At 71.5% G+C, this 20,068-nt stretch carries 19 protein-coding genes; all 19 read right to left on the bottom strand.

Annotated elements, in window-relative coordinates; translation table 11 throughout:
* Window positions 1-4: 4 nt before the first annotated feature.
* Window positions 5-1,642, bottom strand: a complete 1,638-nt coding sequence (locus ABZ463_RS01930) for an acyl-CoA dehydrogenase family protein (RefSeq protein ID WP_362772005.1) — start codon at window positions 1,640-1,642, stop codon at window positions 5-7.
* Entirely contained in the window at window positions 1,639-3,363 is a 1,725-nt protein-coding gene (locus ABZ463_RS01925) for a fatty acyl-AMP ligase (protein ID WP_362772003.1), read from the bottom strand. The genes ABZ463_RS01930 and ABZ463_RS01925 overlap by 4 nt, the downstream gene beginning before the upstream one ends.
* Before the next feature lie 54 nt (window positions 3,364-3,417).
* A complete protein-coding gene (locus ABZ463_RS01920; RefSeq protein WP_362772001.1) occupies window positions 3,418-4,065 on the bottom strand; it encodes a DsbA family protein in 648 nt (215 codons plus the stop codon).
* A 22-nt stretch (window positions 4,066-4,087) separates the two neighbouring features.
* A complete protein-coding gene (gene fabG, locus ABZ463_RS01915) occupies window positions 4,088-4,828 on the bottom strand; it encodes a 3-oxoacyl-[acyl-carrier-protein] reductase (protein ID WP_362771999.1) in 741 nt (246 codons plus the stop codon).
* Window positions 4,825-5,316 (bottom strand): hypothetical protein, encoded by a 492-nt coding sequence (locus ABZ463_RS01910; RefSeq protein ID WP_362771997.1) that lies wholly within the window; start codon window positions 5,314-5,316, stop codon window positions 4,825-4,827. Before ABZ463_RS01910 ends, fabG begins: the two co-directional genes overlap by 4 nt.
* Window positions 5,313-5,669 carry a hypothetical protein gene (locus ABZ463_RS01905; protein ID WP_352015734.1) on the bottom strand — a complete coding sequence of 119 codons (357 nt, stop codon included), beginning with the start codon at window positions 5,667-5,669 and terminating at the stop codon, window positions 5,313-5,315. The genes ABZ463_RS01910 and ABZ463_RS01905 overlap by 4 nt, the downstream gene beginning before the upstream one ends.
* Window positions 5,666-5,932 carry an acyl carrier protein gene (locus tag ABZ463_RS01900; protein ID WP_352015735.1) on the bottom strand — a complete coding sequence of 89 codons (267 nt, stop codon included), beginning with the start codon at window positions 5,930-5,932 and terminating at the stop codon, window positions 5,666-5,668. Before ABZ463_RS01900 ends, ABZ463_RS01905 begins: the two co-directional genes overlap by 4 nt.
* A 66-nt stretch (window positions 5,933-5,998) precedes the next feature.
* On the bottom strand, window positions 5,999-7,063 hold the full coding sequence (locus ABZ463_RS01895) for a beta-ketoacyl synthase N-terminal-like domain-containing protein (RefSeq protein ID WP_352015736.1): 1,065 nt from the start codon (window positions 7,061-7,063) through the stop codon (window positions 5,999-6,001).
* Window positions 7,064-7,072: 9 nt separating this feature from the next.
* Complete coding sequence (locus tag ABZ463_RS01890) at window positions 7,073-7,903, bottom strand: SDR family oxidoreductase (protein ID WP_352015737.1); 831 nt, start codon at window positions 7,901-7,903, stop codon at window positions 7,073-7,075.
* Window positions 7,897-8,883 carry a beta-ketoacyl synthase N-terminal-like domain-containing protein gene (locus ABZ463_RS01885; RefSeq protein ID WP_362771994.1) on the bottom strand — a complete coding sequence of 329 codons (987 nt, stop codon included), beginning with the start codon at window positions 8,881-8,883 and terminating at the stop codon, window positions 7,897-7,899. Before ABZ463_RS01885 ends, ABZ463_RS01890 begins: the two co-directional genes overlap by 7 nt.
* Window positions 8,880-10,019, bottom strand: coding sequence for a beta-ketoacyl synthase N-terminal-like domain-containing protein (locus ABZ463_RS01880; protein ID WP_352015739.1), 1,140 nt, complete (start codon window positions 10,017-10,019; stop codon window positions 8,880-8,882). The genes ABZ463_RS01885 and ABZ463_RS01880 overlap by 4 nt, the downstream gene beginning before the upstream one ends.
* Window positions 10,016-10,921: a thioesterase family protein gene (locus tag ABZ463_RS01875; RefSeq protein ID WP_352015740.1), complete on the bottom strand. Its 906-nt coding sequence runs from the start codon at window positions 10,919-10,921 to the stop codon at window positions 10,016-10,018. Before ABZ463_RS01875 ends, ABZ463_RS01880 begins: the two co-directional genes overlap by 4 nt.
* The gene (locus tag ABZ463_RS01870; RefSeq protein WP_362771991.1) at window positions 10,918-11,673 is read right to left on the bottom strand and encodes an alpha/beta hydrolase; all 756 of its coding nucleotides are present in this window, start codon (window positions 11,671-11,673) and stop codon (window positions 10,918-10,920) included. Before ABZ463_RS01870 ends, ABZ463_RS01875 begins: the two co-directional genes overlap by 4 nt.
* Window positions 11,670-12,599: a beta-ketoacyl synthase N-terminal-like domain-containing protein gene (locus tag ABZ463_RS01865; protein WP_362771989.1), complete on the bottom strand. Its 930-nt coding sequence runs from the start codon at window positions 12,597-12,599 to the stop codon at window positions 11,670-11,672. The genes ABZ463_RS01870 and ABZ463_RS01865 overlap by 4 nt, the downstream gene beginning before the upstream one ends.
* On the bottom strand, window positions 12,596-13,738 hold the full coding sequence (locus tag ABZ463_RS01860; RefSeq protein WP_362771987.1) for a beta-ketoacyl synthase N-terminal-like domain-containing protein: 1,143 nt from the start codon (window positions 13,736-13,738) through the stop codon (window positions 12,596-12,598). Before ABZ463_RS01860 ends, ABZ463_RS01865 begins: the two co-directional genes overlap by 4 nt.
* Window positions 13,738-14,979 carry a beta-ketoacyl-[acyl-carrier-protein] synthase family protein gene (locus tag ABZ463_RS01855; RefSeq protein WP_352015744.1) on the bottom strand — a complete coding sequence of 414 codons (1,242 nt, stop codon included), beginning with the start codon at window positions 14,977-14,979 and terminating at the stop codon, window positions 13,738-13,740. The genes ABZ463_RS01860 and ABZ463_RS01855 overlap by 1 nt, the downstream gene beginning before the upstream one ends.
* Window positions 14,980-15,012: 33 nt before the next feature.
* Window positions 15,013-15,282: an acyl carrier protein gene (locus tag ABZ463_RS01850; RefSeq protein WP_352015745.1), complete on the bottom strand. Its 270-nt coding sequence runs from the start codon at window positions 15,280-15,282 to the stop codon at window positions 15,013-15,015.
* Between the two features lie 182 nt (window positions 15,283-15,464).
* The gene (gene fdh, locus ABZ463_RS01845) at window positions 15,465-18,656 is read right to left on the bottom strand and encodes a formate dehydrogenase (protein WP_362771985.1); all 3,192 of its coding nucleotides are present in this window, start codon (window positions 18,654-18,656) and stop codon (window positions 15,465-15,467) included.
* A 52-nt stretch (window positions 18,657-18,708) separates the two neighbouring features.
* The gene (locus tag ABZ463_RS01840; protein WP_362771983.1) at window positions 18,709-20,055 is read right to left on the bottom strand and encodes a hypothetical protein; all 1,347 of its coding nucleotides are present in this window, start codon (window positions 20,053-20,055) and stop codon (window positions 18,709-18,711) included.
* Between the last annotated feature and the right edge of the window lie 13 nt (window positions 20,056-20,068).

Genomic DNA, 20,068 nt, shown 5'->3' with positions numbered 1-20,068 from the left:
GCTCCTAATGAGTCGATCGGTACGCCAGCAGCGAGAGCGGCCGCCTGTCGTCGAGCCGTTCCCGCAGGACGGGCAGCAGCCGGTCCACGGCCTCGTCCCTCCCGCCCAGCACGCGGGCCAGGCACACCCGCAGCCACAGCGTGTCCAGGCCGTTGTCGGCCCACATCCGCAGGCAGGCCGCCGCGGCGTAGCCCGCCGCGTATCTCCTGGCCAGGTCGAACATCTCCGGCGGGACGTCCCGGGCGACCGGACGGCAGCGGGCGAGCTCGGCGTGCAGCCCGTCCGCGTAGCGGCGCAGCCTGCCCAGGTGTTCCGGGGCCGCGTCCATCGCGGCGCCGGTGCGCGCGGGCAGGTCCTGCACCAGGCTGCAGCCGCCGCGAGACAGCAGGCTCAGCCTGTCCGGCTCGAACGCGGGCACCGCCAGGTCGAGCCCGGCCGCGACGTCCAGGCCGTCGTGGTCGACCCGTTCCCGCCGGTATCCCCGCACCAGGCCGGAGAACTGGTTGACCACCGCGTTGAGGTTGACGAGCGTGTTGCCGTCGAAGATGCCGACGATCCGGTGGTCCCGCTGAAGCTTCTGGAAGGGTCCGTCGGTCAGCAGGGCTCGCGCGCCGAGCACCTTGGCCAGCCGGTTGACGGCACGGTCGACGATCGTGGGCACGTAGTACTTGACGACCGCGGAGATCACACTCTGCTCCGCGGTCAGCGTGTGGATCGCCCGCGTCGACACCAGGGTCATCGCCTCGGCGACCATCAGGTCCGCGTAGGACTCCGCCAGCACACGCGCGGTCTGCGGCAGCTCGATCAGCGGGCGGCCGAACATCCGGTGCCGCTCGGCGAAACCGGCGACGAAACGTAGCGCGTGCTCGCCCATCCCCAGCGACATCCCCCCGCACAGCGTGCGGGTGATCTGCAGTCCCTTCAGCAGGATCTCCAGCCCGGCGCCCGGTTCTCCGATCATCGCGTCCGCGGGGATCTCCGCCCCGGTGAAGTGGATGCCGCTGATGTCGGCGCCCCGTACCCCGTGGGTCCTGACCTTGGGCAGGTGGTGGTAGCCGCCGGAGGGCAGACGGTGCTTGTCGACGAGGAAGAGGCTGTGGCAGCGTGCCTCGCTCCGGGGACTGGTCCTGGCCAGCACGCAGACCAGATCGCCGCGGGTGGCGTTGTTGATCAGCCACTTCTCGCCGTCGATCCGGTACCCGGCGCCGCTCGGGGTGGCCGAGACCCGCCCCGCCAGCACGTCGCTGCCGTGGTCGCGCTCGGTGAGCGCCAGGGAGACCACCTCGCCGCGCAGTACCCGCCGGGCCAGGCCCTCCGCCTGGCCGGGCGTGCCCGCGACCCAGGTGGCGACCGAGCCGAGGTAGGTCTTGCAGTGGGCCAGGGCGACGGTGAAGTCACGCCGGGACAGCGTCCGGATCACCTGGAGCAGGTTCTCGTAGGTGTCCAGGTCACCGCCGTGTTCGACGGGCACGTAGAACCGTGGCAGGCCCAGCTTGTCCAGGTGCGCGCAGATGTCCTCGGGGAACTCCTCGCGCCCGTCCAGCTCCAGGCAGCGGGAGACGGAGAAGACGTTCCCCTCGTCGGCGGGGTCGCCGAGCGCGTCCTCGATGCGCTCGGCCAGCGCGAACGGCCGGTAGGTCATGACACGCCACCGCGGTGGTGGCCGATCACTCCCGCGGACAGGTCCTCGTGGCGCGCGTCGAGCCTCCCCGAGACGAACAGCTCGCGCGCCGTACCCCGCCGGATCTTGCCGCTGGTGGTCTTGGGGATGGTGCCCGGGCGGACGAACGAGACGTTGGCCACCGTCACCCCGAGCCGCCGGCCCAGCGCCGACCTGATCTCGCCGGCCAGCCGGGTCAGCGTCTCCTCCGTCACGGCGCGGGTCCTGATCTCCTGCACGATCACGATCTCCTCGTGTGGCACGGTGACGGAGAACACGCAGGACGGCAGGTTCTCCATGGCCGGGACCAGGCCGGCCACCGCCCGCTCGATGTCGTGCGGATAGAGGTTGCGCCCGTTGACGATGACCATGTCCTTGATCCGGCCGGTGACGTACAGCTCGCCGTCGGCGAGCACGCCCAGGTCACCGGTGCGCAGGAAGCCGCTCTCCCCGGATCCGGTCGTCGCGCCGAAACAGTGCCGCGTCTCCTCCTCCTTGCGCCAGTACCCGGACGCGACGCCGTCACCGCGGACCCAGATCTCGCCGACCCGCCCGTCTGGAAGCTCCGCGTGGGTGTCCGGATCCACGATGCGCACATCCATCACCCCCGGGCGGCCGCAGCTGACCAGCGGCCTGCCCGCGTCGTCGGGCAGCAGCGTGTCGCGGGCGAGCGCGCCGGGGTCGGCCCTGGTCACGACCGGTGGGCGTCCGGAAGCGGTGCCGGAGATGAACAGCGTGGCCTCGGCCATGCCGTACCCGGCCGTCAGGGCCTCCGGTTTCAGACCGGCCACCGCGAAGCGGTCGGCGAACCTGGCCAGGGTGCCGGCGTCGATGGGTTCCGCGCCGTTGCACGCGTGCCGCCAGCTCGACAGGTCCATGCCGCGCACCTGCTGGTCGGTGACCCGGCGGGCGCACAGGTCGTAGGCGAAGTTGGGGGCGGCGCTCACCTCCGCGCCGTACTTGCCGATCAGGTCGAGCCAGACCCACGGACGGCGCAGGAAGTCGGTGGGCGACATGAGCACCGTGGTCCCGCCGAGGTACAGCGGGAGCAGGATCATCGCCACCAGGCCCATGTCGTGGTAGACGGGCAGCCAGCTGCAAAAGCGCGGGCCCTCGGTGAGGTCGAGCAGCCGGCTGCCCACCAGGATGTTGTCCACGAGGTCGCCGTGCCTGACCATCACGCCCTTGGCCTCGCTGGTCGAGCCTGAGGTGTACTGCAGGAACGCCAGCGCGTCCCGGGAGAGCTCGGCTCGCCGCCCCGGCTCACCGCGCCCCACGACGGCGACCTCGACGCCCAGCCCGCTGTGGCTGATCCAGGCGGACACCGCCTCGGCACGGTCGGCGTCGGTCAGCACGAGAGCCGGTTCCGCGTCACGGCAGACCGCCGTGACGCGGTCGTACTGCCGCCGGTAGGTGTCGGGTACGGGGACGGGTACGGCGACCGCGCCCGCGTGCAGGCATCCCAGGAACGCCGTGACGAAGCCCAGGCCGGAGGGGTAGGACAGCAGCACCCGCTCTCCCGGTGTGACCTTCGTGGCCAACCAGGCGCCCACGGACCGCGCGGCCAGATCGAGGCTCCGGTACGTGTGCACCTCCTCCTCGCCGCCGTCGCGGCAGAACACCAGCGCGCGCCGGTCGGGAAAGCGCTCGGCGTTGTCGCCCAGCCGGGCCATGAAGCCCTCGAATCCCGTCACCCCGTTCATCCCGCTCACCTCTCCTGCATGCTCCGCCGGAGCCCTATACTCCGGCCATACTGTTCAGCCACAGCCGCCGGCGTGTTCCTCGGCCGGGTTGAGGGAGGCGGCGGGCCGCAGCCCGAGCGAGCCCGCGAAGGCGTCCAGCCTGTCGACTCCCCAGTACTTGTCGTAGCGACGGACGAAGAACGGGACTCCGAACACGCCGTCGCGGTAGGCGGACAGCAGCGCCTGTACGGCCTGCTCGCGAACCGGGAGCCGGTCCGCGGCCCCCGCCAGTTCGCCGGCCGGCAGGTCGAGCGCGGTGGCGATCTCCGCGACCACCTCGGGGGCGCAGATGTCGAGCCCCCGCTCCCAGCGCATCTCCGAGGCCAGCATGACGAACTCCCGGCCCCGGCCCTTGTCCGCGGCCACCAGGTAGGCCAGGTGCGGCACCTCCCAGCGCGGCTCCCGGTCCAGCGGCCAGCGCGTCCGCAGTCCCCTGTCACGGGCGAGCCTGCGCACGTCCTGCAGGATGTACAGGTGCTTGGCCTTGGGCATGGTCGCGTAGCCGAACTCACCACCGGCCTCGGTCAGTTCCCTGAGCATGGACTCCTCCGGGTCCCAGAACGGAATCCATTCGAGCCGTTCGGCCAGGCCGGGGTAGTCGTTCAGCAGGTCGTGCAGTGCCAGCCAGGAGTACGGACTCCGCAGGCTGAAGTAGAACCTCACCCTCGCTCCCTTCCCGAACCCCTCACAGGGCGATGCCTCCGTCGACGCGGATCACCTGGCCGGTGATGTAGGCGGCACGGCCGGAGGCGAGGAAGGAGACCAGGTCGGCGACCTCGCCGGGCGTGCCGAAACGGGCCAGGGAGATCCGTTCGCCCATCTGCTGGACGACCTTCTCGGACAGGCCGGCGGTCATGTCGGTCTCGACGAATCCGGGCGCCACCACGTTCGCGGTGATCCCGTAACGGCCGACCTCCTTGGCCAGCGCCTTGGTGAAGCCGATGATGCCCGCCTTGGAGGCGGAGTAGTTGGTCTGGCCGGAGTTCCCCGCGACGCCGGCCACCGACGACAGCGTGACGACCGCGCCCCGCTTGCGTTTCATCATCCGGAAGATCGCGGCCCGCACCACGTTGTGCGTACCGCCGAGGTTGACGGTGAGCACCCGGTCCCAGTCCTCATCCGTCAGCAGCGCCAGCGGCCTGTCCCTGGTGATCCCCGCGGAGGTGACCACGGCGTGCACCGGGCCGAACTCCTCCTCGACGTCACCGACGAACGCGCGCACCTGGGAGCGGTCGGTCACGTCCACCTGACGGGCCAGCACCCCCGCTCCCGCCTCGACCGCCTCCTTCGCCACCTCGTCCGCGGCCTCGGCGTTGGACTGGTAGCAGAAAGCCACGTCGTAGCCGTCGGCGGCGAGCCTGGTCACCACGGCCCTGCCGATGCCCCGCGATCCGCCGGTGACCAGCGCGACCGGACGGCCGGTCACGACGCGCCTCCCACCGGTGCCGCCTGACGCAGGACCTCGGCCGGCCGCAGCGACACCACCGCGCCGGCCTCGTGCACCACCTCGGAGCCGACCAGGGTCTCCCCCTCCACGATCGAGCTGTCCTCGACCTGGCGGACCAGGCGCACCCGGTGTGAGAGCACCTCGCCGGGCAGTACGGGGCGCAGGAAGCGCACGTTCTTCATCACCCCGCCGAGCACGACCTTGCCGGACAGCACGTCCGGGTTGGGCTGCTCCCACAGGACGAGCAGCGAGGCGGCCTGCGCCCACGACTCCAGGAGCAGCAACGACGGGTAGTGGTGGCCCCTGGGGCCCGCGTCGGCGCCGACGTGCCGGTAGTACGGCTCGTTGCAGGTGACCGCCTTGATCGCGGTCAGGCTCCGGCCCGGTGAGACCTCGGTGACCCGGTCGAGCAGCAGGATCGGGTACCGGTGCGGAATGAACCGTTTGATCTCGTCTACCCCGATCACGCCCCCTCCCGGTACCGCAGCCGGAGCCGGGCGGACTCGCCGCGCTCGGTGCCGACCACCACGGTGTAGTCGCCGTCGCGTGGCGTGGCCCGCACGGTGAGCTCGTCCCCTGGAAGCACCGGGCTGAGGAAGCGGGCGCTCACGATCTCGCTCAGCGTCAGGTCCGCGCCGAACGACGCGCGCAGGGCGCGGTCGACGAACTCCAGCATGCCGACGGCCGGGAACACGGGGAAGCCGGGATAGTGGCCGGCGAACATCGGCTCGTCCGGATCGACGACCACCGTGGCGGTGATCGTGTCCCCATCGGCACCGACCCGTACGGCCGACGTCGTGAGCGCGGCGGGCCGGCTCATCCGGCGGCCTTCCGCAACAGCTCTCCCAGCAGGGCGTACGTGCTCTCCAAGGTGGTCACTCCGGCGACCTCGGATTCGTCGATCCTCACCTGGTACTTCTTCTCCAGGTTGACCGTGATCTCCAGCGCCATCAGCGAGTCCACCCCGAGATCCTCGACGAAGTGCGCCTCGTCGGTGACCTCGGCCACGTCGACGTCGAGCGTCGCCGCGATCAGCGTGCGCAGCTCTTCCTTGTCCACCGCGGTGATGATCTGTTCGGTCATGTTCCGTCCCTCTCATAAGCACGGGATTAGGCGGCTCCGAACCGGAGCCGCAGGTCACGGGCAGGGTCACGGGCAGGGTTCCAGGCGCAGCGCCGTGCAACCGACAACGCCGCCACAGTCAACGGACGTCACCAGGGCGAGGCTCCCGGCCGGCTCGTCCCGCCCGGCGGCCAGCGTGGCGGCGAGCTGGAACGCCGCGGACGCGGCGGCCGTGTCGCCGAGTGCCTCCCGGCAGCGCAGCCGTACGGCGGCGCCCCCGATCGCGTCGGTGACGCCCGCGCTCTCCTGCTCGCCGAGCGTTCCCGTCGTCTCCGAGGTGGCCACCAGGCGCACGTCGGCGGGGTCGAGATCGCAACGCGTCAGCAGTCCCGTGACGCACTCCGACAGCCGCCGCCCCGCCTCCTCCTGGTGGCCGAACGCGGCGAACCGCGACCCGAGCACGGTGGCCAGCGGGGTCCGCCCGGATCGGACGGCGTTCTCCCGGGACTCCAGCAGGAAGATCGCGCAGCCCTCGCCCAGCGGCTCGCTCCGCTGACCGGAGTGCCACGCCAGCCAGCCCCGGTGTTCGGAGAACTCCTCGACCGCGCCGCACAGGATCGTCTCGCATCGGCCCCGCCGCAGCAGTCTGGAGGCGTAGTTGAGGGCGAGCAGGCCGGTGACGGCTCCACCGGCGACGGTGGCGTTCGGCCCCTTCAGCCCGTACCAGATGGCGCTCTGCCCGGCGGCACGGTTCATCACCGTGTTGGGGAAGCGGGCCGGGTCGACGTCGTACGGCCGCTCACCGACCATCGAGTCCCTGGTGAAGTCGACGATGCTCTGGACGCTCCCCGACCCGGTGCCGAGCACGAGCCCGACGCGCTCGGGGTGGTCGCCGGGCCCGCCGCCGTACTCCTCCAGCAGCATGCCGACACCTGTCACCGCGATGCCGGTCGCCCGGTCCATCCCCCGGGTGCTCTTTCCGCCGAGTTTGGGGGGAATGTCAAAGCCGGGGATGACATACGCCCGGTCGAACGGCCCGCCGTCCGTGACGGGCGACGGCTGCCGTCCCGTGCCGATTCCGGCCGCGAACGGACCGGCCCCGAGTCCGAACGGCGAGGCCACGGACCACCCCGACATGACCAACTCATCCATGTTCTCTCCTCAGCTCCCGGATTCGCCGCCGGCCCACGAACTGCCCGCGGCCAGCAGTTCGGCCCCGTCAACGCCGATGGTGTTGCCGGTGATCCACGAGGTGGTGGTGCTCGACAGCAACACCACCGCCTCGGCGACGTCCTCCGGGACGGTCAGCCGGTGGTGCGGGTTGTTCCGCGCGCTGTTCCGGCTGAACTCGTGGTGTTCCGGGATCCGCCGGAGCGCGGGCGTCAGCGTGACGCCGGCGCGCAGCGCGTTCACCGCGACGCCTCTCGGCGCCAGTTCGCAGGCCAGCTGACGCACGTGCGCCTCCAGCGCGCACTTGGCCGCCGAAACCGCGCCGTAGCTGGGCAGGTGCTGGACCGCCCCGGCGCTGGTCATCGCGAACACCTTGGCGCCGGGGGGAAGCAGATCGGCGGCGGCCAGGTCCTGGACCCAGTACACGAGGCTGTTCGCCATCACGTCCATGGTCATCTCAAGCTGCGGTCCGCTGATCCCGGCCGCGCCCTCCTCGGCGGGCAGGTAACGCACCAGCGTGCCGAAGGCCAGCGAGTGCAGCAGGACTCTCAGCCCGGCGCCGTCGGTCAGCTCCGCGAGCCCGGCGACGATCTCCTGCCGCACGGTCTTACGGGCCGCGTTGGCGTTGTGGAAGTGGACCCGCACCCCGTAGGAGGACAGCTTCTCCCTCAGCTGGGTGACGGACTCGTCCATCGCGGCGGTGTCGAAGTGCACCCCGACGACGTTCATGCCCTGCTGGGCCATGGCCAGCGCGCAGGCCCGGCCGATTCCGCTGGAGACGCCGAGGACCAGGCCCCAGCTCTTGTCGAGTGACGTCAACATTGCCGACTCCCGGTTGGCTGGGCCGAATGGACGGGACGCATCCCGCCGAAGGCGAAGTTGCCCTCGGCGGTCGCGGTGATCACCAGGCTGGGCCGCCTCTCGGCCGCGCCGAACAGCCGGGCGAGCAGCAGAAGGGGGGCGAGGCAGCCGCCGTCGGCGGTGAGCGCGGGACGCACCGTCAGGCCGGTGGCGGCGAGGACACCGGCCAGGGCCCGGCTCACCGCCGAGTCGTCGAGGACCGGGCGGACCACGACGTCACCGGTGCCCAGCCGGGACACCGCGGTCTCGATCTGCGCGGCCAGCTGGCGCCGCCCGGCGGAGGTGGTCATCAGAGCGGGGGGCGCGAACGCGGTCCTGGCGAAGCAGGATCCGAGGATGGGCGCGCCGCGTTCCTCGGCCAGCGCGCGCGGTTCCATGGTCATGGCCACCGCTCCCTGCTCGGCCGCCAGTCCCGGCGCGTGGTGCGGCAGGCCGTGTTCCATGGCGGCGGCGATCAGCACGTCGGCCCGGCCCGCAGCCAGCGCCCTCAACCCGATCTCGACGGCCTCGAACCCGGCCACCCGCGGCGAGGTGAGCGTCAGGCTGAACGCCTTGATCTGGTGGTCGCTGGCCAGGCGGCCGCTGAGCACGTTGATCGCGAAGTAGGGGGCTCCCGCCGGGCTGAGGTCGTCGGAGTGTCCCGTGGTGACCACGCGGTCGACGTCGTCGAAGTAGGCGCGCAGTGCGCCGTTCGTGCCGACCGCCGCGCCGCGCCGGTGCGCGGGCACGTGTTCGAGGCCGCCTCCGCCGGTCACGGCGCGCCGCGCGGCGGCGAGCAGGTACTGCGAGGCCGGCGGCAGGTATTTGTACCCGCGCGGCCCGAGCTCCGTGGTCACGTCGAACCAGGGGCCGTGACGCTCGGGCACGACCGTCCCGACACCGGTGACGACGATGTCCCCCATGTCCCCTATGCCCCTGATGTCCCTGATCTCCCCGGTCATGCCGCCTCCTCCAGGACGAAGGAGGCGTTGTTGCCGCCGAAGGCGTACGCGTTGACCATGATCCGCGGCGTCCTGAGGCGGACCGGGCCGTCGACCGGCAGGTACACCTCGCACTCCGGGTCCTGCTCCCCGATCGCGACGTTCGGCGGCACCGTGCCGGAGCGGAGGATGAGGGCGGCCGCCACCGCACCGAGCGCGGCCGCCGCCCCGCCGGTGTGCCCGAGGAGCGCCTTGATGCTGTACAGGGGGACCTTGTCGGCCCGCTCGCCCAGGACGGTCCGCAGCGCGCGGCTCTCGACCAGGTCGTTGAGCCGCGTGCCGGTGCCGTGCGGGATGACGCATCCCAGGCGTCCTGACTCGCCCAGCGCCTCCCGCATCGCGCGGACGATCTGCTCCCCGCTGGGTTCCGGCGCGGTGAGGTGGTGCGCGTCGCAGCTCCAGCCGGCCCCGGCCACCCTGCCGTACACGGCCGCCCCGCGCCCGTAGGCGTGCTCGGCCGATTCGAGGACCAGGATTCCCGCGCCCTCGGCGAGCACGGTCCCCCGGCGGTCCCGGTCGAAGGGACGGCACCGGACCGGATCGATCGCGCCGAGGCGGTCGAACGACGCCCAGCCGACCCTGGAGTAGGCGTCCACCCCGCCCGCGATCACCACGTCCGCCTCGCCGCCGCGAACCATGTCGGCGGCGACGCTCAGCGCGAACCCGCCCGCGGCGCAGGCGTTGCTGATGCTCACGTTGACACCGAACGCGCCGAGCCGCTCGCCCACCTCCGAGGCGAGCCTGAACGTCGGGTTCCAGCCGGTGCCCGGCTCCCGGCTCCTGCCGCTCTCGTGCAGCATGGCCTCGCCCATGCACGAGCCGATGACCACGCCGATCCGCATGGGCCAGTCGCGCCGTTCCAGGCCCGCGTCCCTGAGCGCCTCGCTCACCGCCGAGTTCAGCAGCCGGCCGGCCCGCCCGTCGCCGAACGCCGCGTCGGGCACCCGATGCATCAGCGGGTGGCGCAGGTTCGCCCCCGGGTCGGGGATGCGCTCGGGAACCGGGGGCAGGGCTCCGGCCATCGCCGCCCGCAGCACCGCGGCACCGTACCCCTGGCAGGTGACCGCGCCGACGCCGGTGACCAGGACGTCCGTCATCGCGACGCGCCGGAGAGCGCGGCCGAGAGGCGGTCGTCGAAGGACACCAGGCCCCATTCGGACCGGCCGGAGAGTTCGGCGTATCCGTGGGTGATCCGGCCGGTGGCGGTGGGGACGAGCAGGCCGTCGCGGAGCACGTAGCAGTCCATCCGCGAGGTGTAGGTCAACCGTTTGAAGACGTCCTCGACGGTCAGGACCGTGTAGAGCTCCTCCTCCATCAGCGCCTCGTCCAGCAGCGTGATCCTGGAGTGCGGCACGGCGGGGATCCATCCCTGCTCGTCGAGCAGTCGTTTGACCGACACACCGCGGTCGGCGAGGAAGAGGTCCACAACCTCCTCCATAATTCGCAAATATCCGGACATCTGCATGCGCTCGGTGAAGTGGCAGTAGAAGTAGGGAATCCGCCATTTCCAGGCGAAGGCGTTGCGACCGCCGGTCAGGACGTCGAGCGGGTCGGCGCCGTCGGGCACCTGCACACTCTTGTCCTGCTCCCCGAGCCGAGCCACCGTGTACGGGCGCAGTTCGGCCGGGATCTCGCCCGCGCCGCCGCGAGGGTCGTGCCGTAGCGACACCTTGACCTTGGCGCTGACGGCCTTCGGCGCGCCGGGGTCCGCGTTGGGCCGGATGACGACGGTGAAGGTGAGCGTCCCGGGCTCGGCCACGGTGACCTCGGCGGTCGCCAGGTCGTCGATGCGCAGCGCGCTCAGGATCCTGGTGTCGATGTCGACCAGGTCGACGCACAGCCCGTGATCGTGGTAGAGATCGGTGGCCCTTATCCCCGACCGGCGCAGGTGTTCGAGCACCGCCTCCTCGACCAGGTAGTTCAGATGCTTGAAGCCGATCCAGGTGCCGACGTTCGCACCTTCGTACCGGGGCCGGATCTCCAGGCGGGTGACGGTCACGTGCTCTCCAGATGGTGTGTCGCGGCGAACTCACCGATCAGCTCGGCGAATCGGTGCGCCTGTTCGATCATCGGCAGGTGCCCTGCGGGCAGGATCTCGAAGCGGGCGTGTGGCAGCGCCTCGGCCAGCGTCCGCCCGTCCCGCGGCGGGGCCGCGGGGTCGTCGGCGCCGCTGATCACCAGGCAGGGTACGGTGACGGCGGCGGTGTCCAGCATGGGTGAGCGCAGGTAGGCGTCGAAGAACCGCATCCACCCGTACGGGCCGAGCCGCTCGCGCAGTTTCAGCGCCATGTCGTGGCGGACGCCGGCGGCCAGCCGGCCCTCCGAGCTGACCCGCAGACCCTCGTCGAGGATGCCGTGGAAACCATGGAGGTAGCTCTCGATGGTCGCCCAGTCGAACTCGGCCGGGCTGGCCCGGTAGAACGGCGACACGAGCACGGCGGCCGGTCCGCCGTCGCGCGCGAGCACCTCCAGCAGCACGTTGGCCGCGAAGGAGTGCGCGACGACCAGGTCGACGGCGCCGGCCTCGTCGATGGCCGCCCTGACCCACGAGGTGGCGTCGCCCCGCCTGCTCCACTCTCCGGTGTCGCCCGCCGACCACGGCAGGGCGGCCTCCCACAGCTCCAGGTCCGGGCCTGCCAGCTCCGCGAACCGGTTCCACGTCGAGGGGCCACCGCCGAGCCCGTACAGCATCAGCACACGCACCGGTCGTTCGACGGTGGCGGGGCGGCGGCACCTGACCCGGGGGGTCATCGGCCGGTCCCAGCCGTGGTGGGCGCCGGAGTGAGCACGGTGGCCGCCGCGGCGTCGGAGGCGTTCACGCTCGCCAGTACGGCGCCTTCGCCACCCGCGCTCAGCCAGGAGGCCCCGGCGACACACTGCACGACGCCGAGCGCGCCCGAGCAGCGCCCGAGCAGCGCGGTCAGGTCATGGGTCGCGGCTCCGGCCGTCTCCTCCGCCGTGGGCGGCTGTTCGGGCAGGCACCACAGACCGACGGGTCCGGCCTGCTCCAGTACGTGACCGACCGCCTCGTCGTGCGTCTCCCGCCTGGCGTAGCGGCCCAGCCGGGCCAGCGACCCGGCCCCGCGTTCGCGCGCGGCCTCCTCCGACTCCAGCACCAGCGCGGCGGCGCCGTCGAACAGCGGCCCGACCAGGTGGGTCACCACCTCGTTGACCGGTTCGACGCCGACCACGAGCATCCGCCGCGCCCGCCCGGCGTCGATCATCATCCCGGCCCAGTACACCGCGTCCAGGCCGGAGGTGGGCCCGTTGCACAGGGTCAGGTTCACCCCGCGCAGTCCGAACGAGATCGCCAGCCACGAGGCCGTCACGTTGCTCGCGGTGGCGGGCAGCATCATGGGGCTGGTGGCGCCGTAACCGTGCTCGGCGATGGTGGACACCGTGGCGCACACCGTGTCCACGTTGCCGAAGTTGGAGCTGACCACCACGCCGATGCTCTCGCCCGGCACCGCGAGGCCCGGATCGAGCAGCAGGCCGGCGTCGGTGAGGGCGTCCCTGCCCGCACACAGCGCCAGCTTGGTCGCCCGGTCCTTGTACCGCAGGCCACGCCCGCTCAGCCCGGTGATCGGATCCTCTCCACCCGGCGTCGTCGTCAGCAACAGGTCCGCCGGCCGGGCCACCCCGCCGATCGCGGTTCCCACACCGGTGATCACCGTCATCGGTCCGCCGCCTTCTCCACAACGGCCACCGCGTTCAGGCCGCCGAACCCGAACGCGTTCACCTGGGCGAATCGCACCGCGGCGCGCACCGCCCGGTCGCGGACCAGGCGCAGTCCCGCCATCTCGTCCATGACGTCCGTGACACCGACCACCGGCGGCACGACCCCGGTCCGCATGGACTCCAGCGCGACGAGCAGGCTGTGCAGGCCGGAGGCCCCCGCGGTGTGCCCGGTCATCGACTTGATCGCCGTCATCCAGGGCGAAGGACGGACCTCGCCGAAGACCTCGCCGAGGCTGCGCGCCTCGGCCTCGTCGTTCAGCGGCGTCCCCGTACCGTGGAGCAGCAGCAGGTCGATGTCGCCCGGGGTCAGGCCCGCGCGCTCGTGCGCCTGCCGTACCGCCAGGGCGATGCTCTTGGCGTCGGGCGCGGAGGGGTGGTAGGCGTCGCAGTTCACCGCGACCGAGCGCACCAGCCCGTACACCTTCCCGGAGGTGGCCTGTGATGCCCGGCGCAGGACGACCGCGGCCGCCCCCTCGCCCTGGAGCATGCCCCTGCGTCCCTTGTCGAAGGGGCGCAGGGCGTCGGGCGGGTCGGAATAGCAGCGGTCGAGCAGGCCGTAGGTGCTCTCCGAGATGTTGTCGACGCCCGCCACGATCACCGCGTCGGCGGCGCCGGCGTTCAGCAGATCGGTGCCGAGCGCGAGCGCGTAGAGCGAGGCCGCGCAGGCGTTGGCGACCGTGAAGGTCTGGGAGGCGTTGAAGCGGCGGCGCAGCGCGGTGCCGAAGTGCAGCTCGTCGGTGTCGAAGGCGATGCCGTCGCGCCAGCTCAACTCGACCGAGCGCAGCTCGCGCAGGGTGGTTCCCACGAGGATCGGCACGTCACGCAGGTCCTCGCCCAGACCCGCGTCGCGGGCCGCGACCTCCACCACGTGCTCCAGCCACCTGGACGAGCGCAGCGGCACGTCACCGCCCTCTTCGGGCCGGTCGTCGATCTCGAAGGCGAGCTTGGTCCGGTACTTGCTCAGATCGAATCCGCGCGGCTCGGCCGCCGCTCCCCAGCCCCCGCACAGCGAGGCAAAGATCTCCTCCACGTCGACACCGGCACTGGCGACCGCGCCGACACCGCAGACGGCGACCATCACGCCCCCCGGTACTTGCCGAGGATGAGCACGGCGTTGTTGCCCCCGAAGGCGAGCGCGTTGTTCTGCACCACGTTCAGCTCCGCCGGGCGCGCCTGGTTGGGCACGCAGTCCAGCGCGCACTCCGGGTCCGTTTCGACGTGGTTGATCGTCGGCGGGATGAAGCCCTCGGTGATGGCCAGCGCGCACGCCGCCGCGGCGAGGGCGCTGGCCGCGCCCATCGAGTGCCCGATCATCGACTTGATCGAGACGGTGGCGGGCGGCCTGGTGCCGAACACCTGGTGGATGGCGCGCGCCTCGGTGATGTCGTTGGCCTTCGTCCCGGTACCGTGCGCCGAGATGAAGTCGATCTCCTCCGGCTTCACTCCTGCGTCCCGGTGGGCCAGGCGCATGCAGTCGGCGATGCTGTCCCGGTCGGGCGCGACCGGGTGGTGGGCGTCGCAGTTCAGCCCGAACCCGAGGATCTCCGCGTAGATGCGCGCGCCGCGGGCCAGCGCCGACTCCATGCTCTCCAGCAGGAGGATTCCCGCTCCCTCGCCGGTCAGGATGCCCTTGCGGCCTCGGTCGAACGGCTGGCAGACCTGGGGGGCGATCGTCCCCAGGCGGTAGAAGCCCGCGAAGGTCTTGCGGCACAGCGCGTCCGCGCCGCCGCACAAGGCGACGTCGACGTCGCCGCTCTGCACGGCGTCGAAGCCGTGGCCGATCGCGTAGTTGCCCGCCGCGCACGCGGTGGGCAGAGTGACGGCCTCGACGTCGGTCATGCCGAGCTCACGCGCGATGCTCGACGAGAGCCTTCCGGCACCGACGCGCCCGCTCAGCGCGGGATCGAGCCGGTCGAGGCCGCGGTCGATTCCCTGTCCGGCCAGGTTGTCGAAGTCCCGCCCCTCACCGTTGGTGGTGCCGACCGACACCAGCGCGCGTCGCGCGCGCAGTTCCCGCGGCTGCAGGCCTGCGTCCCGCACGGCCATCCCCGCCGCCGCCACCGACAGCTGACTGGCCCGGCCGAGCTCGGCCGGGTCGAGACGGTCGATCGACGCGGCCGGATCGAAATCGGTGACCTCGCATGCGTTGGCGTATTCGAACCCGGTCGTGTCGAACGCGGTGATGGGTTTGACCCCGCTACGCCCTTCTCGTAATCCGGAAAGGAATTCCTGCACGCCGATGCCGATACTGGTGATCGCACCGATACCGGTGACGACCACCCGTCTTCTGAAATGTTTATCCGTTCGCGGTCCGCTCATCAACGCCCTCCTGTCCAGCCGCCGTCAGAGGTGTTATCGGGCGGACGCCTCCGTGACGACGGTGTAGACGCCCTCAAGGTTGGTCATCCTGACCAGTTCCTCCTGGTCGATGCTGACCTTGAGGGTGCGCTCAAGGGCCGCGAGGATCTCGATGGCCCGCAGGGAGTCCGCGCCGTGGTCCTCGCTGAACAGGCTGGTTTCGGTGACCCCGTCCGGGTCGATCTCGAGGATCTCGCAAATGAGGCTCTTGATCTGGGCGCGTTGCGCAGGAGCCAGACCGGCGGGCACGTTGAGTTCGGTCATTGTTCCTCCATTAATGGCGTGAGCTCGCCGCCGCGGGCACATCGAACCGGTTAAGTGGAAGAAATATTCTGCGGACCGCTATACTTTTCCTATACAACCTCGGCTGCGGGAAATCATCGAGAATGCCGTCACGCGTCCGGGGCCACTGGAACACACTCCGGGTCGTCAGGCCGCCCGTCCGCTCAGCGGTCGCGGTACTCCCTGATCAGTTCGAGCAGCGCCGGGCCGGTCGGGCGCCTGCCCGGCCTCAGGTCGCAGGTGACGGCCTTGCCCTCCTGGATGTAGACGTTCGGGTCGAGCACGAGGGGCAGCAGGTCGTTGGCGGCGTCGCCGGTCACCAGCCCGCCCCCGCCCCATCCCCAGTGGTACGGCAGGCCGACCTGGTGGACCGTACGGCCCTGCAGCCGCAGCGGCCGGACGCGTCGGGTGACCAGGACCCGGGCCTCGATCGCGGTGCGGGTCGTCACGATCGTCGCCCAGCCGCCGTTGACCAGCCCGGTCAGTTCGGCCAGTTCCGGTGAGACCTCGCAGAACAGCGCCGGCTGCAACTCGGCCAGGTAGGGCAGCGGCCTGCTCATGGCGCCCGCCGTGTGGTGCTCGGTCAGCCGGTAGGTCGTCAGGACGTAGGGGAAACGTGGTGACTCAGGCGGGTTGTACGGGCTCTCCGGGCGGTCGTAGACGCGGCGGGCGGGGTTGGCCCGCCGGCCGTACAGGGGGTTGGGCAGCGGTGACTCGTGCGGCTCGTAGTGGGTGGGCAGCGGCCCGTCGGCCAGGCCGGCGGGGGCGAACAGCCAGCCCTTGCCGTCGGCCTGCATGATGAACGGGTCGGTCCCGGCCAGGGCGTCCTCGGCCTGCGCGCCCTGCGGCGGCAGGTAGCCGGGCGGCTTGGCCGGCTCGAAGTCGGGCACGTCGTGGCCGGTCCACTCGCCCTTTTCGGCGTCCCACCAGACGTAGGCCTTGCGTTCGCTCCACGGGCGGCCCTCGGGGTCGGCGGAGGCCCGGTTGTAGAGCACGCGCCGGTTGGCGGGCCAGGCCCAGCCCCACTCGGGCGCCACCCAGCTCTGCTCGTCGCCCGGTCTGCGCCGGGCGGCCTGGTTGACCTCGTCGGCGTAGACGCCGCAGTAGATCCAGCAGCCGCACCGGGTCGAGCCGTCCGCCTTGAGTTCGGTGTAGGCCGACAGCGTCCGCCCGTCGGGGCCGGTGCCGTTGATCTCCCGCAGCACGGCGGGCGCGGACGGCTCGGCGCGCTCGCCCTCCTCCGGGTAGTCCCAGGTCAGCTCGCGCAGCGGGCGGTCGATCTCGTCGCCGGTCAGCGCGGCCTTGATCCGCTTGCCGAGGTGGTAGTAGAACCACAGCTCGCTGCGGCAGTCCTCCGGCGCGTCGAGTGCCTTGTGCCGCCACTGCAGCAGCCGCTGGGTGTTGGTGAAGGTGCCCTCCTTCTCGACGTGGCTGGCGGCGGGCAGGAAGAACACCTCGGTCGCGATGTCCTCGGTGCGCATCTCCCCGGTGGCCAGTTCCGGGCCGTCCTTCCAGAACGTGGCGGTCTCGACGAGGGTCAGGTCCCGCACGACCAGCCAGTCGAGGTTGGCCAGCCCGAGCCGCTGCGCCCTGCCTCCCGAGGAACCGATGGCCGGGTTCTCCCCCACCACGAAGTAGCCCTTGACGGTGCCGTCGATCTGCCCCATCACGGTCGTGTAGTGGCCGTGGTCGCCGGTCAGGCGGGGCAGGTAATCGAAGCAGAAGTCGTTGTCCGGGCTGGCGTGCTCCCCCCACCACGCCTTGAGCAGGCTCACCATGTAGGAGCGTTTCCTGCCCCAGAAGCCCGTCTCCGCTCCGGCCCCCCGCAGGTAGTCGTCGAGGGTGTCGTGCCCGTGGGCGTTCGGCATCGGCAGGTAGCCGGGCAGGATGTTGAACAGCGTCGGGATGTCCGTCGAACCCTGGATGCTCGCGTGGCCGCGCAGAGCCATGATGCCGCCGCCCGGCCGTCCCATGTTGCCCAGCAGCAGCTGCAGGATCGAGGCGGTGCGGATGTACTGCGCGCCCACGGTGTGCTGGGTCCAGCCGACCGCGTACACCCAGGCGGTGGTGCGTTCCCTGCCGGAGTTCTCGGTGATCGCCCCGGCCAGTTCGGCGAAGTCCTCCCTGGAGACACCGCAGACCTGTTCGACCAGCTCCGGGGTGTAGCGGGCGAAGTGGCGCCGGAGGATCTGGTAGACGCAGCGCGGGTGGCGCAGCGTCGGATCGGCGGGCGGCCTGGCCTGTTCCCGCGCGCCGCCGGAGCCGTACTGGTCGGGACCGGCCACCTCTGCGTGGTAGGCCCCGCCTTCGAGCTGCTCGCCGCGCAGCCCGGCGGCGGGTTCCTCCTCGGTTCCCTCGTAGGCCCAGCTCGACGGGTCGTACTTACGGCTGTCGGGGTCGAAGCCGGAGAACAGCCCGTCGAGGTCCTCGGTGTCCCTGAAGTCCTCGGAGACGATCGCCGAGGCGTTGGTGTAGGCCAGCACGTACTCGCGGAAGTCCAGCTCGTTGACCAGCACGTGGTTGATCAGCGCGCCGAGCAGCACGATGTCGGTGCCCGCGCGGATCGGCAGGTGCCGGTCGGCCAGCGCGCTGGTGCGGGTGAAGCGCGGATCGACGTGGAACACCTTCGCGCCCCGCGCCTTGGCCTCGACCACCCACTGGAACCCGACCGGATGGCACTCGGCCATGTTCGAGCCCTGGATGACGATGCAGTCGGCGTTGACGAGGTCCTGCTGGAAATTCGTCGCGCCGCCGCGCCCGAAGCTGGTCCCCAGACCGGGGACGGTCGAGGAGTGTCAAATACGGGCCTGGTTCTCGACCTGGATCGCGCCGAGGGCGGTGTAGAGCTTCTTCATCAGGTAGTTCTCTTCGTTGTCCAGCGTCGCCCCGCCCAGGCTGGCGATGCCCATGGTGCGCCGGACCGTCCTGCCCTCCTCCTGCTGCTGCCAGGTCTCCCGGCGGGTACGGAGCACCCGCTCGGCGATCATGTCCATCGCGGTTTCGAGGTCGAGCGGCTCCCATTCGGTGCCGTGGGGGCGCCGGTAGAGCACGTGCCGCTGCCTGCCGGGGTGGGTGACGAGCTGTTTGCTCGCCGAGCCCTTCGGGCAGAGCCTGCCGCGCGAGATGGGCGAGTCGGGGTCGCCCTCGATCTGGGTGACGCGGCCGTCCTTGACGTAGATGAGCTGGCCGCATCCGACCGCGCAGTAGGGGCAGACGGACCTGGTGACGCTGTCGGCCAGCTCGGTCCTGGGGCGCAGCGCGTCGGTGCGCGCCGAACGGGCGGCGCGCGACCTGCCGTCTTCTCCCCTGAGCTGCCGGACAACCGGCCAGCGGGAGATCCATCCCCCCTGTGCCACGTGGCGGTCCTACCCGCCGATACGGTCACTAACCGCCATAACGGCCATCACGTCAGCGACGCCGTACCCCGTGGACGACCCGGCCGGGCTCGCCGCTGCCGCCGAACTCCCACGGCAGCCGCAACGTCCACAGCACCCGGTCGGCGTCGGCCTCCTCGACCGGCATGATCATCTGGGTTCCGCTGAGCCTGCCGCGCAACGCCCTGTCGTACGGCCTGCCGTCCAGGACGTCGGCCTTGCCGCCCGCGGCCCTGACCGCGTCGAGCACCAGGGCGCGGGAGCGCCGGTACCGTTCGGCCCACCAGCTGTCCGGCACGGGCAGCGGCAGCGGGAAGAACGAGGAGACGACCTCGTCGACCCAGGCCAGGTATCTGATCTCCAGGTCGCTGCCCGGCTGCAGCTCGTCGAGCTCCCGCAGCCTGGTCCACGCCCGCTCCCGGTACTGACGCCGGGTCTCGGCGTCCAGCCTGATCGGGGCCTGGGCGTCGCGCGCCATCTCGTCGAGACCGTGGTAGACGCCCGGGTCGAGCTCGGCGACGGCGAACATCTCCACCAGGATGTCGTACATCCTCTCGGTCCTCGCCGAACGCCAGTGGTCGCCGCCGGGCCCCTTGGGATCGCCGAGCCCGGGGAAGCCGATCGCCGGCAGCGCCGGGACGACGGCCTCGCCCGGCTCGCCGCCGAAGGTCCGCGCGAAGTGCTCGCGCTGGAACCTGGCGATGGCCTCGGGCAGCCGCAGGCAGGCCACGTGCAGGCCGATCCACAGCTCCTCGGCCGTCTCCGGGGCCTCGTCGGGTTCGCCCAGGTAGACGACGCTGTCCTGGTAGAGGCGGTCGTACTCGTCGCGCAGCCGTACGGTCAGGTCGCCGGGCCCCCTCCTGCCCGTCTCCTCGACGGGCGCCGCGACGGGGGCCGTGGGTTCCACGGACTCCACGGGCTCGGCCGGCTCCACAGCGGCCGGGGGTTCCCTGCGGGACTCCTGGTGCGGGGCGGGGTGCGTCAGGCCGAGCAGCACGCCGACCAGGCCGAGCACCAGGTCTCCGTCCGCCTCCTCCCGCTGCCGGGGGCCGTCCCTGTGCAGCAGGATGATCAGCTGTCCGGCCAGGTCGCCGAGCGCGCTCCACAGCGGCACCCGCAGCGGGCTGGCCGCGTCGTCCAGTTCGGCCTGCACCGCCCGGTGCACCTGCCTGCCCGGCACCCGGCAGACGGTGCGCAGCCGGCCGATCAGGTCCTGTCCCCGCAGGTAGAGGTCGGTCGGCACCTGCGCGGCCCGCTGGTCGAGGTGGGTGTCCAGGCGGGTGACGACGTCGCGCAGCAGGTCACGCAACGGCCCGGCGAACGGCGCCGGCCGCCCGTCCAGGCCGAGCAGGGGTTCGAGCAGATCGTCGAGCGTTCGCATGGAGTCGTCCTGT

It is taken from the genome of Streptosporangium sp. NPDC020145 (genome assembly GCF_040631275.1).
GTDB lineage: Bacteria > Actinomycetota > Actinomycetes > Streptosporangiales > Streptosporangiaceae > Streptosporangium.
Note: the sequence above shows the minus strand (reverse complement) of the source record. Positions and strands in the feature narration are given on the sequence as shown.

Coding starts and splice junctions, on each gene's coding strand:
- ABZ463_RS01930 (WP_362772005.1), bottom strand. CDS start 1,642: ATGACCTACCGGCCGTTCGCGCTGGCCGAGCGCATCGAGGACGCGCTC.
- ABZ463_RS01925 (WP_362772003.1), bottom strand. CDS start 3,363: ATGAACGGGGTGACGGGATTCGAGGGCTTCATGGCCCGGCTGGGCGAC.
- ABZ463_RS01905 (WP_352015734.1), bottom strand. CDS start 5,669: ATGAGCCGGCCCGCCGCGCTCACGACGTCGGCCGTACGGGTCGGTGCC.
- ABZ463_RS01900 (WP_352015735.1), bottom strand. CDS start 5,932: ATGACCGAACAGATCATCACCGCGGTGGACAAGGAAGAGCTGCGCACG.
- ABZ463_RS01895 (WP_352015736.1), bottom strand. CDS start 7,063: ATGGATGAGTTGGTCATGTCGGGGTGGTCCGTGGCCTCGCCGTTCGGA.
- ABZ463_RS01890 (WP_352015737.1), bottom strand. CDS start 7,903: ATGTTGACGTCACTCGACAAGAGCTGGGGCCTGGTCCTCGGCGTCTCC.
- ABZ463_RS01885 (WP_362771994.1), bottom strand. CDS start 8,883: ATGACCGGGGAGATCAGGGACATCAGGGGCATAGGGGACATGGGGGAC.
- ABZ463_RS01880 (WP_352015739.1), bottom strand. CDS start 10,019: ATGACGGACGTCCTGGTCACCGGCGTCGGCGCGGTCACCTGCCAGGGG.
- ABZ463_RS01870 (WP_362771991.1), bottom strand. CDS start 11,673: ATGACCCCCCGGGTCAGGTGCCGCCGCCCCGCCACCGTCGAACGACCG.
- ABZ463_RS01865 (WP_362771989.1), bottom strand. CDS start 12,599: ATGACGGTGATCACCGGTGTGGGAACCGCGATCGGCGGGGTGGCCCGG.
- ABZ463_RS01860 (WP_362771987.1), bottom strand. CDS start 13,738: ATGGTCGCCGTCTGCGGTGTCGGCGCGGTCGCCAGTGCCGGTGTCGAC.
- ABZ463_RS01855 (WP_352015744.1), bottom strand. CDS start 14,979: ATGAGCGGACCGCGAACGGATAAACATTTCAGAAGACGGGTGGTCGTC.
- ABZ463_RS01850 (WP_352015745.1), bottom strand. CDS start 15,282: ATGACCGAACTCAACGTGCCCGCCGGTCTGGCTCCTGCGCAACGCGCC.
- ABZ463_RS01840 (WP_362771983.1), bottom strand. CDS start 20,055: ATGCGAACGCTCGACGATCTGCTCGAACCCCTGCTCGGCCTGGACGGG.